Origin of the sequence: Streptomyces beijiangensis, from assembly GCF_017315755.1 — a bacterium.
GTDB lineage: Bacteria > Actinomycetota > Actinomycetes > Streptomycetales > Streptomycetaceae > Streptomyces > Streptomyces beijiangensis.
Map to the genome: position 1 here is coordinate 1 of NZ_JAFLRJ010000112.1, position 11,832 is coordinate 11,832.

The 11,832-nt window shown below is 70.4% G+C and carries 16 protein-coding genes and 1 riboswitch; of the genes, 13 read left to right on the forward strand and 3 right to left on the reverse strand.

Annotated features, from left to right (window positions below; translation table 11 throughout):
• The 6 genes from J0695_RS12640 to J0695_RS12665 form a co-directional block, all read left to right on the forward strand.
• Positions 1-567: MBL fold metallo-hydrolase (locus J0695_RS12640; RefSeq protein ID WP_505383607.1), on the forward strand; the 567-nt coding region annotated here is incomplete at its 5' end.
• Positions 568-588: 21 nt separating this feature from the next.
• Entirely contained in the window at positions 589-1,350 is a 762-nt protein-coding gene (locus tag J0695_RS12645) for a nucleotidyltransferase domain-containing protein (RefSeq protein WP_242552564.1), read from the forward strand.
• Positions 1,351-1,461: 111 nt separating this feature from the next.
• On the forward strand, positions 1,462-1,722 hold the full coding sequence (locus tag J0695_RS12650) for an NfeD C-terminal domain-containing protein (RefSeq protein WP_206962089.1): 261 nt from the start codon (positions 1,462-1,464) through the stop codon (positions 1,720-1,722).
• Positions 1,723-1,734: 12 nt separating this feature from the next.
• Positions 1,735-2,907, forward strand: coding sequence for a flotillin family protein (locus J0695_RS12655; protein WP_206962090.1), 1,173 nt, complete (start codon positions 1,735-1,737; stop codon positions 2,905-2,907).
• A 792-nt stretch (positions 2,908-3,699) separates the two neighbouring features.
• Entirely contained in the window at positions 3,700-4,065 is a 366-nt protein-coding gene (locus J0695_RS12660; protein ID WP_206962091.1) for a hypothetical protein, read from the forward strand.
• 10 nt (positions 4,066-4,075) lie between these two features.
• Entirely contained in the window at positions 4,076-4,858 is a 783-nt protein-coding gene (locus J0695_RS12665) for a hypothetical protein (protein ID WP_206962092.1), read from the forward strand.
• Between the two features lie 110 nt (positions 4,859-4,968).
• Here the strand turns inward: J0695_RS12665 and J0695_RS12670 are convergent, their stop codons facing one another.
• The 3 genes from J0695_RS12670 to J0695_RS12680 are packed head-to-tail and all read right to left on the reverse strand — an operon-like array spanning position 4,969 to position 6,481.
• Positions 4,969-5,625: a phosphotransferase family protein gene (locus J0695_RS12670; RefSeq protein WP_206962093.1), complete on the reverse strand. Its 657-nt coding sequence runs from the start codon at positions 5,623-5,625 to the stop codon at positions 4,969-4,971.
• Positions 5,610-6,251: a class I SAM-dependent methyltransferase gene (locus tag J0695_RS12675; protein WP_307798585.1), complete on the reverse strand. Its 642-nt coding sequence runs from the start codon at positions 6,249-6,251 to the stop codon at positions 5,610-5,612. The genes J0695_RS12670 and J0695_RS12675 overlap by 16 nt, the downstream gene beginning before the upstream one ends.
• Positions 6,245-6,481 (reverse strand): DUF397 domain-containing protein, encoded by a 237-nt coding sequence (locus J0695_RS12680; RefSeq protein ID WP_206962094.1) that lies wholly within the window; start codon positions 6,479-6,481, stop codon positions 6,245-6,247. Before J0695_RS12680 ends, J0695_RS12675 begins: the two co-directional genes overlap by 7 nt.
• A gap of 69 nt (positions 6,482-6,550) precedes the next feature.
• Here J0695_RS12680 and J0695_RS12685 point away from each other — a divergent pair, with 69 nt between their 5' ends.
• From J0695_RS12685 to J0695_RS12715, 7 genes are all read left to right on the forward strand, one after another.
• Complete coding sequence (locus tag J0695_RS12685) at positions 6,551-6,934, forward strand: ATP-binding protein (protein ID WP_242552565.1); 384 nt, start codon at positions 6,551-6,553, stop codon at positions 6,932-6,934.
• Positions 6,935-6,983: 49 nt separating this feature from the next.
• Positions 6,984-7,229, forward strand: coding sequence for a type II toxin-antitoxin system Phd/YefM family antitoxin (locus J0695_RS12690; RefSeq protein ID WP_206962095.1), 246 nt, complete (start codon positions 6,984-6,986; stop codon positions 7,227-7,229).
• Positions 7,226-7,675, forward strand: a complete 450-nt coding sequence (locus J0695_RS12695; RefSeq protein WP_206962096.1) for a PIN domain-containing protein — start codon at positions 7,226-7,228, stop codon at positions 7,673-7,675. The genes J0695_RS12690 and J0695_RS12695 overlap by 4 nt, the downstream gene beginning before the upstream one ends.
• A gap of 75 nt (positions 7,676-7,750) precedes the next feature.
• A riboswitch (cobalamin riboswitch) is annotated at positions 7,751-7,825 on the forward strand.
• 132 nt (positions 7,826-7,957) lie between these two features.
• Positions 7,958-9,178, forward strand: a complete 1,221-nt coding sequence (locus J0695_RS12700) for an SCO2321 family membrane protein (protein ID WP_206962097.1) — start codon at positions 7,958-7,960, stop codon at positions 9,176-9,178.
• Positions 9,179-9,183: 5 nt separating this feature from the next.
• Positions 9,184-9,837: an EGFR-like transmembrane domain-containing protein gene (locus tag J0695_RS12705; RefSeq protein WP_206962098.1), complete on the forward strand. Its 654-nt coding sequence runs from the start codon at positions 9,184-9,186 to the stop codon at positions 9,835-9,837.
• Positions 9,837-10,964, forward strand: a complete 1,128-nt coding sequence (locus J0695_RS12710) for a CbiQ family ECF transporter T component (RefSeq protein WP_206962099.1) — start codon at positions 9,837-9,839, stop codon at positions 10,962-10,964. The genes J0695_RS12705 and J0695_RS12710 overlap by 1 nt, the downstream gene beginning before the upstream one ends.
• A partial coding sequence (locus J0695_RS12715; RefSeq protein ID WP_206962100.1) for an ABC transporter ATP-binding protein occupies positions 10,961-11,832 on the forward strand: 872 nt, incomplete at its 3' end. The genes J0695_RS12710 and J0695_RS12715, both read left to right, overlap by 4 nt.

An 11,832-nucleotide genomic window follows, 5' to 3' on the forward strand; every position in this document is an offset into this window, starting at 1 on the left:
GAGGACCATCTCGCCCCCCTCGCGGGCCGCCGCCTGCGCGCGATCTGGACCCCCGGCCACACCCCGGGCCACGTCTGCCTCCACCTGGAGGAGGAACACCCCGCCCAGAAGCCGGGCAACGGCCGTCTCTTCTCCGGCGATCACCTCCTCCCCGGCATCACCCCGCACATCGGCCTGTACGAGGACCCCGCCGCCGAGAAGAAGTCCGCCACGGTCATCGACCCCCTGGGCGACTACCTCGACTCGCTGGAGCGCATCGGCCGCCTCGCCCCGGCCGAGGTGCTCCCCGCCCACCAGCACGCCTTCACCGACGCCCCCGGCCGCGTACAAGAACTCCTCGACCACCACGAGGACCGCCTGACCGACCTGCGCACCCTCCTCGCCGACCCGTTCACGCCCTGGCAGCTGGCGGAGCGGATGGAGTGGAACCGGCCCTGGGCGGACATCCCGTACGGCTCACGGAACATCGCCGTCTCGGAGGCCGAGGCGCATCTGCGCAGGCTGGTGAAGCTGGGGCATGCGGAGGCGGTCCAGGGCAGCGATCCCGTGACGTACATCGCGCTGTAGCTTCGCCCGATGGATGAAGCGATGGACGAAACGATGGATGAAGCCGCCCGTCAACTCATCGACCGCTTCCAGGCGGCCGCGACCGAGTCGCTTCCCCTGGTGGCGCTGTGGGTGCACGGGTCGCTGGCCGCCGGCGACTACCGTCCGGGGATCAGCGACCTGGACCTGGTCGCGGTCATCGACGTGCCACCGGGCGAAGCCGACGCCCTCGCAGAAGTGATCCAGCGGCTGCACGAAGCGCTCGACGCGCCCCTGCTGCACTGCGCGTATCTGCCGCTCGGCGCCCTCGACGACCCGGCCGAGCCTCAGCTCGCCTATGCCCAGCAGGAGTTGATGCACCGTCCAGTGACCCCGGTGGCCCGCCGGGAGCTGCTGCGGTTCGGGCTCGTACGGTACGGACCCGAGCCCGCGGGGCTGTTGCCGCCCGTGCCCGACGAGCAGCTCGCCGCTTTCGTCGTCGCCGACCAGGCCGGTTTCTGGCTGCCGTCACTGGACCGTCCCGAGTGGTACCTCAGGGACATCTGGGTCGACCACGGCATGGTGACCGCGGCGCGGGCCGCCGTCACCCTTGAGGACGGCCGGCTGATCACCAAGGGCGAGGCGCTCGGCGTACTGGCCGACATGGGCGCACCGGCCGAGGTGGTCGACGACATCCGCCGACGGCGTTACGGCGCTCCGCCCGTCACCGCCGGGGACTGGCCGGCGCGCCGTGCCGAACTCACCCTCGGCTTCCTGCGACCCATGATCGGACGCCTTGCCACGGGGGTGGGCCCAACCCGGTGAAGGGCCGCGCCTCAAGCTTTCCTCAGGCTTCGTGCTCATGGATGGGCCGCAGGTCACAGGAGGCGTATGGTCGGCATTCTCAAGACCGGAACGACGAGGGGGCGGCCACATATGGGGCCGGACGAGGCTGTGATCGGCTGTACGGGGAAGCTGGTCGTCGGCACTCGCGGAACCGCGGGTCCGGGCGAGGTCGTGGTGTGCGTCAGAGGCGGCACCGAGGCCTTCCTCGCCTGGTCCGAGGAGCCCTTGCCGACCGGGGCGGACGTTCTCGTGGTCGAGTCCCACGGGACGCGCCAGGTCAATGTCGTCCCGTGGACCAATCCACTCGACGAGTTGGACGCGTTGACCGACCCCGCCGGCGACGCCAGCTAAGGAGACTTAAGGATGTTCGGTTACCGCGTTCCCGCGCCCGACGAGGCGATGCTGATCTCTGGCGGCAAGCGGGGCCTCGAAGGTGCGCCGTTCCGGGTGGTGACGGGGCACGGAAAGTTCGTCATGCCCGTCTTCCGCAAGACCCGCTTCCTCACGCTTTCCATGTGCGAGGCGGAGGTCTCCGAGACCTGTGTGACCAAGCAGGGGATCGCCCTCACGGTGCGTGCCGTGATCGCGTTCAAGGTCGGCAACGACAGGGAGTCGATCGTCAATGCCGGTCAGCGCTTCCTCTCCGACCAGGACCAGATGTCGATCCTGACCGGGCGGATCTTCTCCGGTCATCTGCGCTCGATCATCGGCTCGATGACGGTCGAGGAGATCGTCACCGAGCGCCAGAAGCTCGCCGTCGAGGTACTGGACACGTCAAAGGCGGAGATGGGGAAGATCGGCCTCACGGTCGATTCCCTCCAGATCCAGTCGATCGACGACGGCGACACCGGCTACATCGACGCGATGTCCGCCCCGCACAAGGCGGCCATCCAGCGCCAGGCCCAGATCGCCCAGGCGCAGGCCACGCAGGCCTCCTCCGAGGCGCAGCAGGTGGCGGCCCGTAACCAGGCGGAGTACGCCCGGCAGACCTCCATCGTGCAGGCCCAGTACAGCGCCGAGGTCGACCGCGCCCAGGCCGAGGCCGCCCAGGCGGGCCCCCTCGCGCAGGCGCACGCCCAGCAGGAGGTGCTCGCCGCGCAGACCGAACTGGCGGAGCGCGCCGCCCTGTTGCGCCAGCAGCAGCTGGTCGCGGAGATCGTGAAGCCGGCCGAAGCGGAGGCCGAGCGGATCCGGGTCCTCGCGGTGGCCGAGGCGGAGCGGATGAAGATCCAGGCGGAGGCGGCGGCTTCGTACGACCGCGTCGCCCTGGACCGGATGCTGATCGACCAGCTCCCGCAGATCGTCAAGGAGGCCTCGGTCGGCCTCCAGGGCGCCAACGTCAACGTCCTCAACGGCGCGGACGGCCTGGGCGAGATCGCGGCCGGCCTGGTCGGCCAGGGTCTGACGATCCTCGACTCGGTCCGCAAGAACCTGGGCACCCCGGACGGCAACGCCAAGGGCGCCGAGATCCAGCGCTACCTGGGCGGGCAGCGCTCGGGCGAGGGCAAGGACAACGGCCCGATCGACGTCCAGTAGCGCGCCACATTGACGTGCACAGCAGGGTCAGCAGGACAACGGTCCCTCCACTCGGCCGGGGCACCCAAAAACCCGCGCTCGGTAGCGGCTGCACGGACCTGCGGATCCGCGTCGGCGAGTAGTCCTACTCGCACGGCGAGCGGCCGGTCGTGCCAGGCCCGCGCGACGGCGGCGCGCAGGCCTGGACTCGGTGCGCCGACGAGTGCGGTCCGAGGCCGGCCGTAGGCTTCCTCTAAGGCGTCCATACTCATGGGCACCTTGAGGTCCACCATGTCGCGGACGAAATCGGCGTACGCATCACGGATCGCCGGATCGGAATGCTCGGCAATCCTTCGGCACATCTCCGGGAGACCCGGTCCTCGTGGAGGCCCACCCAGGTGTCGCCGTCACCATGCATCAGCAACGCCTCGACAACGGCGTCCTCCAGCCGCCCGCGACGCTGCGCCATGCCGTGTCGGCCAGCCTCGTGTGCGGCCAGGCGTACCAGGACAGCCTAAGGTGCGGCTGAGTTCCGTCCCAATCCCGACAGTTGCGGATGACGGAGGCTTGTCATGCGCTCAACGTAGTCGGACTGTTGCGGGCACTCGACGTAGGTGGCCTGCCCATGGAAGACGGATGTGTACACGGGCAGGGGGGATGATCTTGGCTGGTGTGAATCCCCACCCACATCTCTCGCGGAGGATCCGAATGCGCAGGTCCGTTGTTCTCTCAGTCGCCTTGGCAGGCTTCATCGCAGGGACGCCCCTGTCCCCGGCGCAGGCCGACACCGGATCCCCCGCACCTCAGAGTGTGATGGCTGACTCCATCGGCGACTTCCAGACCGCCGGAGACCGGGTTCATGTCTCCAAAGCGAAGACGCCGACCGCATCCGCCCACGGTTGGTGGATCAACGGTTCAGGCCCCGGCATCAAGGCCAAGGTCACCATCTGGCTCCAGGCGAAGGACAGTAAAGGTCATTGGCATACGGTGGCCAAGGACGTCAAGACGGTCAAGCCAAGCGGCGGAAGCCAGGGTCGGGCCACCGCACGCAAGTTCTGCGTAGGAGATGCCGACACGATCTGGCGCAGCATCGTTGACGTGGACGTCATCGGAGTCAACGACTCTCCGGACAAGCTGACCACGCCAGCCACCTCCCTCAAATGCGGCGCAGGACTCTAGGAGGACCGCAGTGGACGGCACCCGACCGCAGGACCCGACTCTGATTCTTGGCATACACGGAACCTTCGAGCAGCATCCATGGATCGAGCGCGTCAGTGCCGAACACGACCTCGACGAGGACGTCTTCAGCCTTGCAGTGAAACGGGCGGCCGCCTACGGATGGAGCTCCACCCGCTTCGGCGCCGGGGCGGAACTGGGCGGCCAGCGCTGGAGTCACAACGACGCGGGCGGCGACTTGACGCCGGACGGCGGTGTGCGGCAACGCGCCTGGCTTCAGGTGTCCGTTGCCGAGGACCTGAACGCGCAGCACCTACCGGTCTTGCCGGCAGTGACCGTCCTGAGTGATGCCCTCCATCGCATGGGAGCCTTCCGCTTCACCGGCCTGCACGCACTCGTCCCCCTCCACCTCGCACCCGACAGCCGTTTCGACCTCGCGGGGGACGCAGCGTGGTTCGCGCTCGCCGATCCGGCCTCCTCGATGGGCCTGATGGTGACGCTGTCGGCGAGAGAAACTTCGGGCCTGCACGGGCGGACCGCTGAGATTCGCGCTCTCGCACTGGCGCGTACCTTCGGGCGCATGACGCTGGAGAGGGTGTCGCCAGGCCAGTTCGCACAACAGGGGCTGGCCGGGGAACTCCAGCGCAGCGATATGCAAGAGGCCATGGCGTTCCGCTGTGTCGCACCTGAATGGTCCCCGGACATCGCAGCATGGGTGACCGAAGTCCTGGTCGATGCGTTGCGTGCCGCTGGAGTGGCCCATCCGGCCCTCCTCACCGTCTCGATCACGCCCTGACCGGACGGAGTCCAGCTCGTACGGGTGGGGTGCAACCCAGGACGGAATCGCGGTAGGCGCGCGCTCGCGGCCGACACAGGCGAACCAGGCGACCACCCGTGCTAGTTGACCTACTCCACCCACGCTGCTGTCGCAGCCGCACGATCCCGCCACTGCCGCACCCCCGGACCGTCCAGCTCCCAGCGGTGGCAGAACTGCCGCAGCGCCTCGCATCTGGCGAGCATGGCGGCCTTGCGTTGCGGCCAGGCGGGCACGTCCCTCGCGTAGGCGCGGAAGAAGTGGCCGAGCGCCGTGCGGTGTTCGGAGTGGTGCATCCGTACGATCCACTCGCACCACGCCAGGTCTTGGACCGGGTCCCCGGAGTGCGCGAACTCCCAGTCGACCACTGCCGTGATCTCGAAGGTGACGGGGTCGAGCAGCACGTTGTGGGGGCCGAAGTCGCCGTGTACGAGCACCGTTCCGGACTCATGCGGTGCATCGACCCCATGGATACGGGACAGCAGCTCTCCGCATGCCCGCAGCACTTCCGCCGCGTGACCGGCACCCAGCAGGTCCTGTCCTGGCACACCGGCCAAGAAGCCGAGCGTGAGCGTGCCGGCGTCCGCCGCATGCACCGGGGGCACCGGCAATTGCCCCCGTAGCCGGGTCAGCAATCTGTGCTCGCGGTCGAGTCTGAGCTCGGCGTCAGGGCCTGCGTAGGTCTTCACCACGACGGTTCCGTCAGTGACGGTGTGATTCGTGTAGCCGTGCTTCAACTGTCGCTGCACCAGACCAGCGTGTAGCGCCAGAAAACGCGACGGCGCAGGCGGGCACCGGGCAGCTCCCGGCGGGCGTCACGGACGATTTCAGGCAAGGTCATCGTCGCTGCTTTGACCGGGGCGGTCATCGCGACCGGACGCGGCGCCTTGCGTCCCCTGTTCTTGATCCAGGCCATGGCGACATTCAGCGGGATGGCGACCACGTCGAGGAGGTAGTCGCTGCGAGTCTGCGCGCGGGCGAGGCCGACGACTATCAGGGTGCCGCCCGGTGCCAGGTGACGGCGGAAATGCGCGAGAGCGTCGGCAAACGGGAGGTGGTGGACGGTGGCGACGCATGTGATGACGTCGTAGGGGCCGGGCGGTGTGCCGGTCAGGGCGTCCGCGACCGTGAAAGTTACGGGAAGCGCTGGTGCGGTGAGCTCGCGTGCGCGGGCAACGATGGTGGGGTCCACGTCGAGACCCTGCACCGATGTGGCACGTGTCGCGAGGAGTCGGGCCAGGTCGCCGCTGCCGCATCCGGCGTCCAGGGCTCGGCCGAAGCGGCTGGGGAGTTGGCGCATGATCCAGCGGTGGTAGTGAGCGTTGTGGTCCCAGGGGTGGGCGGCGTGGAACCGCTCGAGCGCCGCCGTCAGCACACGTCGGCGACGAAGGCGCGCCAGGCGTCGGCGCTGAAGACCAGGGCGGGGCCGTCGGGGCGCTTGCTGTCGCGGACCGGGACGGTGGTGGGGCAGGTGTCGGAGACCTCGATGCAGTCGCCGCCGCTGGTGCCGCTGTACGAGGACTTGTACCAGGTGGCGCCGCCCGTGACGGTGCCACGGCGGGCACCTCCGGACTCCAACACCTCGCGGGGTTCGTTTCGATCCATAGCTGAGCGTAATCAATCCGTCGCACGCTGGTGGCATGAATCACACGACTGGTCCGCAGGTGGCGGATCTTGAGACCGGGCTACCGCGCGGAGTTCGCCGTCAGTGAGCACTCGGCCCGGCATCTGCGCCGCGTCCTGCGGCTGTATCTCACCGACTGGGGGCTGCCGGAGCCGGCCGACGCTGCCGAGCTGGCGCTGACCGAGCTGATCGCCAACGCCGTACGGCACGTCCCCGGTCGCCGCTGCTCGACGCTCATCCTGCGCCAAGGCGACGGCGTGCGGGTCGAGGTCACCGACACCTGTCCGCAGTTGCCCCGCCCGGTGCGTAGACCCGGGCTCGCCGAGAGCGGCCGCGGGCTGCTTCTGGTCGACGCCGTCACCGACGACTGGGGCGTGGAGCCGAGGCCGGACGGCAGCGGTAAGACGGTGTGGTTCGCGTGCCGTCCAGGGTGACGCATCGCCTGCCCGACCCGCCACCCACCCCTGTAGTACGCTGTAATACATGGAAGCCACGGCACGCGAACTCAACCAGCAGTCCTCCACACTGCTCGACCGCGTGGAGCAGGGCGAAGAAATCACCGTGACCCGCAACGGCCGCCCCGTCGCACGCATCGTCCCCATGGACCACACCGAGGTGCCCCCGTACCCGACCACGGCGATCGGTGACATCGAGCTGCCGGAGTTCGATCTCGGCGAGCCGATGACCAACGAGGACATGGACGAGATCCTGCAGGGAATGGGCCAGTGACGCACCCCGTCGTCATCGCGGACACCAACGCCCTGATCCGTCTGCTGACGCCCCGGGAGACCGGTCACGCCGAGCACAAGAGTGCCTTCGCGCAGATGGCTCACCTTGTCGTTTCTCCACTCGTACTGGCCGAGTTGGATCACATCGTCACCACCCGCGCGAACCCGAAAACCACTCTCGGCTTCGCCCGCTTCATCAAGAGCCAGGCCGACTTGAACCGCTTCACTGTCGCGGACATCGCCCCGCACCTCTCCACTGCGATCGCCGTCGCCGAGGGCTACACCGACGCACGCGGCGGCAAAGGCATCGGGCTGACCGACGCGATGAACGTCGCACTCGCCAAGGCGTACCGCACCGATGCCCTGTTCACGACCGACAAGGATTTCCGGATCATCCAGCCCCTGACCGGGCACGCCGCCTTCCGGCTCCTTCCCGAGGACCTGTAGAGGCGCCCCTACCGCCCCCGCGCCGCCCCGAATACGGGCCGGTAGAGTGAGCCCGTCGTCATCACACCCGTACAGGGGAAAGCCGGTGCAAATCCGGCACTGGCCCGCAGCCGTGAACCACGTGACCACCAGTGGCAAGTCGGAATGCCCTGTACGCGACCGTGAGCGGCTCGCGTCACCGGGACCCCCGGTGGCCGGCACCGTCGAGGTAAGCGGAGCCGGAGCCCCGGTGCCTCAGTGGGCCCGTGCCCCGGCTTCCCCGCAGGAGAGGCCCCGCCCGTCATGACCGTTCGCCGCAGCGCCGCAGCGCTCGCCGCAGCCACCGCCGTGCTCTGCACGGCCGCAGCCCCGGCCGCCTTCGCCGACGACGCGTCACCGTCCGCCTCCGCCTCGCCCAAGGTGGTCATCCCCTCGGGTCTGTACGGGAAGACCGACCCGGCCTACGACGGCGTCTGGCGCCAGTCCCTCGCCCTCCTCGCCCAGGACACGGCCAAGGTCACGCCCGCCGCGAAGGCCGTCGACTGGCTGACCGGCCAGCAGTGCGCGAGCGGCGGCTTCGCCTCCTTCCGCGCCGACCCGGCCAAGGCCTGCGACGCCAAGACGATGCTCGACACCAACGCCACCGCTGCCGCCGTCCAGGCGCTGACCGCCCTCGGCGGCCACGACGACACGGTGAAGAAGAGCGTCGACTGGCTGAAGTCCGTCGCGGGCAAGGACGGCGGCTGGTCCTACAACCCCGGCGGTCCCAGCGACGCCAACTCCACCGCCGTCGTGATCGGCGCGCTCGCCGCAGCGGGCGAGAAGGGGGAGACCACGGACAAGGCGAAGGACGTGCTCGTCTCGCTCTCCGTCCCCTGCGACGACGCCACGGGCGCGGGAGCCTTCGCGTACCAGCCCGACAAGTCGGGGAAGCTGTACGCCAACGCCAAGGCGACCACCGGTGCGGTCCTCGGCGCGCTCGGCAAGCAGCTCAACCCGTCCACGGGCGACAAGGACCCCCAGGGCACCGGCTGTGAGAAGGCCACGGACCCCGCGGGCGCCGCGCACAACGGCGCCGCGTACCTTGCGGGCCAGCTCAGCAAGGCCGGTTACCTGAAGTCCGCGATGCCAGGCTCGGAGAAGCTGCCCGACTACGGCAACACCGCGGACGCCGTCACCGCGCTCGCCGCCGACGGTCTCTCCGGGCAGCTCCAGTCGCCCCTGGCCTGGCTGAAGAAGAACAGCGCCACCTGGGCCGCCCAGCAGGGCCCCGCCGCCTACGCCCAGTTGATCTTCGCCGCGCACGCGACCGGCTCCGACCCGAGGGACTTCGGCGGCGCCAACCTCGTGGAGCAGCTCAACGCGACCGGGCCCGCCCCGCAGACCGCCGCCGCATCCTCCGACTCCAAGAAGGACAGCGACGGCTCCGGCTTCAGCGTCTGGTGGATCGTCGGCATCGGCCTCGTCGCCGGTATCGGCATCGGCTTCCTGATGAGCGCGCGCGGCCGCAAGAACCAGGCCTGATCCCGGTGCGCACCCGTCTCGTCGCCCTCGTCCTCGCGCTCGGCGCCGCTCTGGCGGTGCTGGGCGCGGGGAGCGCGCAGGCGGCCGGCTACCGCTACTGGTCGTTCTGGGACCGTACGGGCGGCTCCTGGACGTACGCGACCCAGGGCCCGTCCACCGCTCACCCCTCCGACGGCGACGTCGTGGGCTTCCGGTTCGCGGTCAGCGAGGACTCCGCCAACGCCGTACAGCCGCGCGGAGCAGCCGACTTCGACGCCATCTGCGCGAAGACCCCGGCCAAGGCGGGCGCCAAGCGCGTCGCCCTGGTCATCGATTCCGGTACGGCGGCCGACGCACCCGGCGGCGAGACACCGCCCGCTCCCCGTACCGCCTGCGCACAGGTCTCCGAGGACGCGACCACCGCCGACGCGCTCGCGGTCGCCGCGCCGCCGCTGCGGTACGACGCCAACGCGCTGCTCTGCGCGATCGGCGGCTACCCGAAGGCGGGCTGCGCCGAGCAGATCTCCACGGGCGGGAAGATGACGGCGAACACCATCTCGAAGCCCGCCGCCGCCAAGGACACCGGCTCCGGCCCCTCCGCCGGTCTCATCGGCGGTCTCGCCGCCGTACTGGTCATCGGTGCGGCCGCCGTCTGGCAAGCACGCCGACGCCGCCACTGATGACTGCTTCCCGGCCAGGGCCGCTGCGCGCCCCCGCGGCCACCCGCTCCAACGCCCTGCACGCCGGGGCCTGGTGGCTGTGGGCGCTGGGCCTGGCGACCGCCGCCTCGCGCACGACCAATCCGCTGCTGCTGCTCCTGCTGGTCGCGGTCAGCGGCTATGTGGTGGCGGCGCGCCGGACGGACGCCCCGTGGGCGCGCTCGTACAGCGTCTTCCTCAAGCTCGCGCTGCTCGTCCTCGGGATCCGGGTCGTATTCACCGTCGTGCTCGGCTCCCCGGTCCCGGGCACGCATGTCCTCTTCACGCTTCCCCAAGTGCCCCTCCCCGACTGGTTCCAGGGCATTCAGCTGGGCGGGAAAGTCACCGCCGAAGGGCTCCTGGCCTCCGTCTACCAAGCCCTGAAGCTGGCCGCGCTCCTCATCTGCGTGGGCGCGGCCAACGCCCTGGCCAATCCGGCGCGGCTCCTCAAGTCGCTTCCGGGGGCGCTGTACGAGGCGGGGGTCGCCGTCGTCGTCGCGATGACGTTCGCCCCGAATCTCGTCGCCGACGTGACCAGGCTGCGCGCGGCCCGGCGGCTGCGCGGACGTCCCGACACCGGCGTGAAGGCCCTGCTCCAGGTGGGCCTTCCGGTCCTGGAGGGCGCGCTGGAGCGGTCGGTCGCGCTGGCCGCCGCGATGGACGCGCGCGGTTACGGGCGGCAGGCGGACGTGCCCGCAGCGGTACGCCGGACGACCGCGGCCCTCACCCTCGCCGGCCTCCTCGGGGTCTGCGCGGGTACGTACGGACTCCTCGCGGCGGCCGGCGGCGTGTACGGGCTGCCGCTCCTGCTGATCGGCGTCGCCCTCGCCATGGGCGGCCTCTGGCTCGGCGGCCGGCGTGCGGTCCGTACCCGCTACCGCCCCGACCACTGGGGGCCGCGCTCCTGGCTGGTGGCCGGGTCGGGCATCGCGGTCGCCGCCCTGATGATCCGCTTCTCCTCCACCGAGGCCCTCGCGCTCAACCCCTCCACCCTGCCGCTCGCCGCCCCGCAGCTGCCGCTCTGGCCCGCGGCGGCGATCCTGGTGGGGCTGCTCCCGGCCTTCGCGGCGCCCGCGCCGACTCTCCCTACGAAGGAGCCCGCCCAGTGATCCGCTTCGAGAACGTGTCGGTCACCTACGACGGTGCGGAAGCCCCCGCACTCGCCGGGGTCGATCTCACCGTTCCCGAGGGCGAGCTCGCGCTCCTGGTCGGCCCTTCCGGTGTCGGCAAATCGACACTGCTCAACGCGGTCTGCGGCCTCGTCCCGCACTTCACGGGCGGCACGCTCACGGGCCGGGTGACCGTCGCGGGCCGCGACACCCGCACCCACAAGCCCCGCGAACTCGCCGACGTGGTCGGCACGGTGGGCCAGGACCCGCTCTCGCACTTCGTCACCGACACCGTCGAGGACGAGCTCGCGTACGGCATGGAGTCGCTCGGCCTCCCCCCGGACACGATGCGCCGCCGCGTCGAGGAGACCCTCGACCTGCTGGGCCTCGCCGACCTGCGCGAACGCCCCATCGCGACGCTCTCCGGCGGCCAGCAGCAGCGTGTCGCGATCGGCTCGGTCCTGACCACTCACCCCCGCGTCCTGGTACTCGACGAGCCGACGTCGGCGCTGGATCCGGGTGCGGCGGAAGAGGTCCTGGCGGTCCTCCAGCGCCTGGTCCACGATCTCGGCACGACGGTCCTGATGGCCGAGCACCGGCTTGAGCGGGTCGTGCAGTACGCGGACCGGGTCGTGCTCCTGGCCGAACGCGGCGCCCGCCCGGTGATGGGCGCACCGGCCGACATCATGGCGATCTCGCCGGTGCACCCCCCGGTGGTGGCCCTGGGCCGCCTGGCCGGCTGGGACCCGCTGCCCCTGTCGGTGAGGGACGCCCGCCGCCGTGCGGATTCCCTGCGGGACCGCCTGCAGGGACTTACCCCGGCGAAAATCAAGCCCCTCCGGCGCTTGAGGAGCGGGGGCCCGGGGGC

Bases quoted from the DNA above. Each gene is read 5' to 3' on its own strand.
- J0695_RS12650 (WP_206962089.1), top strand. From the start codon at position 1,462: ATGGGGCCGGACGAGGCTGTGATCGGCTGTACGGGGAAGCTGGTCGTC.
- J0695_RS12660 (WP_206962091.1), top strand. From the start codon at position 3,700: ATGGCTGACTCCATCGGCGACTTCCAGACCGCCGGAGACCGGGTTCAT.
- J0695_RS12690 (WP_206962095.1), top strand. From the start codon at position 6,984: ATGGAAGCCACGGCACGCGAACTCAACCAGCAGTCCTCCACACTGCTC.
- J0695_RS12710 (WP_206962099.1), top strand. From the start codon at position 9,837: ATGACTGCTTCCCGGCCAGGGCCGCTGCGCGCCCCCGCGGCCACCCGC.
- J0695_RS12700 (WP_206962097.1), top strand. From the start codon at position 7,958: ATGACCGTTCGCCGCAGCGCCGCAGCGCTCGCCGCAGCCACCGCCGTG.
- J0695_RS12680 (WP_206962094.1), bottom strand. From the start codon at position 6,481: ATGGATCGAAACGAACCCCGCGAGGTGTTGGAGTCCGGAGGTGCCCGC.
- J0695_RS12655 (WP_206962090.1), top strand. From the start codon at position 1,735: ATGTTCGGTTACCGCGTTCCCGCGCCCGACGAGGCGATGCTGATCTCT.
- J0695_RS12645 (WP_242552564.1), top strand. From the start codon at position 589: ATGGACGAAACGATGGATGAAGCCGCCCGTCAACTCATCGACCGCTTC.